The following is a 1,893-nucleotide window of genomic DNA, read 5'->3' on the forward strand; positions in this document are numbered from 1 at the left end:
AATTTAGTCCTAGAGCACATCCCAGGTGTCCACACCCAACCACCGCCCGGCCGACCCCCCCGGCCGCCCCCCCCCCCCCCCCGCCGCCCCCCCCCCCCCCCCCGGCGCCGGTGGCGAGGAAGGAGCGGCGGGAGGGACCATCGCGGCGAGGGCTCATGACCGCACAGCGTGGGCCGCGCGGGTAACGGGACGACCGCGATCACGCGTCCGCCCGGTAACGAACATGAAAGACATTCACATGAGTTTCGGCGGCGCGCCCGGGGCGGGCGTTTACCGGACCGAACGGGTTTCGTATGTTGAGCCTGCAACGAAGAAGGCCCGTTCCCTGCCGGAGGAAGCCCGTGGACCACGTCAAGCAGTTCTACATCGGCGGCCAGTGGGTCGCGCCCCGCACCGACACGACCCTCGAGGTCATCAACCCGGCCACGGAACAGCCGATCACCTCCATCGCCATGGGCGGCGCCGACGACGTGGACGCCGCCGTCGCCGCGGCGAAGGAGGCGTTCGAGACGTTCTCCCAGACCACCAAGCAGGAGCGGCTCGACCTGCTCGACGCCGTCATCGCCGTCTACAGCCGGCGGATGGAGGAGCTGGCCGACGTCATCAGCCAGGAGATGGGCGCGCCCCTCTCGCTGGCGCGGGCCGCGCAGGCCGTCGCCGGCCTCGGCCACCTCGGCACCGCGCGCGCCGTGCTCGCCGACTTCGAGTTCGAGCGCCCGCTCGGCGGCACCCTGGTCGCCCGCGAGCCCGTCGGGGTCTGCGGGCTCATCACCCCGTGGAACTGGCCGCTGAACCAGATCGCCTGCAAGGTCGGCCCGGCCCTCGCGACCGGCTGCACGATGGTGCTCAAGCCGTCGGAGGTCGCGCCGCTGAACGCGATCCTGTTCGCCGAGATCCTCGACGAGGCGGGCGTCCCCGCGGGCGTGTTCAACCTGGTCAACGGCGACGGCCTCGGCGTCGGCGCGCCGCTGTCGGCGCACCCGGACGTCGACATGGTGTCGTTCACCGGGTCCACCCGCGCCGGCATCGAGGTGGCCCGGGCCGCGGCCCCGACCGTCAAGCGGGTCGCGCAGGAGCTCGGCGGCAAGTCCGCCAACATCATCCTGGACGACGCCGACCTCAAGGCGGTCATCACCCGGGACGTCGGCAACATGTGCACCAACTCGGGCCAGTCGTGCAACGCCCCGAGCCGGATGCTCGTCCCGGCCGCGCGCATGGACGAGGCCGCCGCCATCGCCGCGGAGGCCGCCCGCGACATCGTCGTCGGCGACCCGCGCGAGGAGACCACGCGGATCGGCCCGGTGGTGTCGGCCACCCAGTACGGCCGCATCCAGCAGCTCATCGAGAAGGGCATCGGCGAGGGCGCCAAGCTGGAGGTCGGCGGCCCCGGCAAGCCCGAGGGCCTGGAGACCGGCTACTTCGTCCGCCCGACGGTGTTCTCGCACGTCTCCAACGAGATGACGATCGCCCGCGAGGAGATCTTCGGGCCGGTGCTCGTGCTGATCGGCTACGAGGACGACGACGACGCGGTCCGCATCGCCAACGACACCCTCTACGGCCTGTCCGGCTACATCTCCGGCAGCGCCGACCGCGCCAAGGCGGTGGCCCGCCGCCTGCGCACCGGCAACGTCCACCTCAACGGCGCAGGCCCCGACTTCAACGCCCCGTTCGGCGGCTACCGCCAGTCGGGCAACGGGCGCGAGTGGGGCGCGCTCGGCTTCGAGGAGTACCTCGAGACCAAGGCCATCATGGGCTACAACGCCTAGCCCGGAGACCGGTGCCCGCCGCGGCGGGCACCCGCGAACCAGGTGACCCGTACATACGGGACAGGTTCGGGTCGGCGTAAGCGCCGGCCGCCTGGTCGTCCAGCGGGCTGTGGCCCGCCCGCGTGAG

At 72.2% G+C, this 1,893-nt stretch carries 1 protein-coding gene; it reads left to right on the forward strand.

Going from position 1 to position 1,893, the window contains the following annotated elements; translation table 11 throughout:
- Nucleotides 1-341 precede the first annotated feature (341 nt).
- The gene (locus AB0C78_RS49820) at nucleotides 342-1,766 is read left to right on the forward strand and encodes an aldehyde dehydrogenase family protein (protein ID WP_360762584.1); all 1,425 of its coding nucleotides are present in this window, start codon (nucleotides 342-344) and stop codon (nucleotides 1,764-1,766) included.
- Nucleotides 1,767-1,893: the final 127 nt, after the last annotated feature.

The sequence above is a fragment of the Actinomadura sp. NPDC048394 genome (assembly GCF_040651755.1).
In the GTDB taxonomy this organism is placed as follows: domain Bacteria; phylum Actinomycetota; class Actinomycetes; order Streptosporangiales; family Streptosporangiaceae; genus Spirillospora; species Spirillospora montaniterrae.